At 77.2% G+C, this 603-nt stretch carries 1 pseudogene; it reads right to left on the bottom strand.

Annotated elements, in window-relative coordinates:
* A pseudogene (locus tag GBO37_RS14035) lies at nucleotides 1-603 on the bottom strand (hypothetical protein); the annotation flags it as partial.

Below are 603 nucleotides of genomic sequence, written 5' to 3'. Positions count from 1 at the left end.
GCCGGCGTCGCGGGTGCCGCGGCGGTCGCCGTGGTCGCTGCGGGTGCGGGTTCGGCGGGCGTCGGCCCCGAGGCGGGCGCAACTTCGGCGGTCGCGGTGGCAGCCGGGGCGGCCGTGAGATCGGCGATCATCGATGCCGCGGGCGGCACGGCGACCGGTGTCGATGCGGGGGCAGGCGTACGGGCCTGTGCCAGCGCCTCGGCCAAGGCCTGATCCAGGGCGTCGGGCTGTTCGGGCGTCGTCTGCGGTTCCTGTGCCACAGGGGCGGGGTCGACCGGCGTCGTGGTCGCGGGCGCGACCGGGATGGCCGCTTGCGGGGCCGGTGCCGTCTGCTGCGGCTCTGCCGCGACGGTCGCCTGCTGGACAGGTTCCTGCTGAACAGGGGCCTGCGGAACGGGGGCTTCGGCCAGTTCCTCCTGCGGCGCGGGGCGGCCAAGGAACAGCAGCKCCACGACCAGCAACAGCGCCAGCCCGCCCACCAGGACAGGCAGGCGCGCCGGGTCCAGGGCGCGCAGGCGGTCGGACAGCGTCGGTGCGACGTCCTCGGCGGGTACGGCCGCGTCGCGTTCCGCCCGTGCGGCGGCGGCGCGGCTGTGCACGGCC

Source organism: Paracoccus sp. 08, assembly GCF_024105395.1.
Classification (GTDB): domain Bacteria; phylum Pseudomonadota; class Alphaproteobacteria; order Rhodobacterales; family Rhodobacteraceae; genus Paracoccus; species Paracoccus marcusii.
The sequence above is the reverse complement of the archived record's forward strand: the minus strand, read 5'-3'. Positions and strand labels throughout refer to the sequence as shown.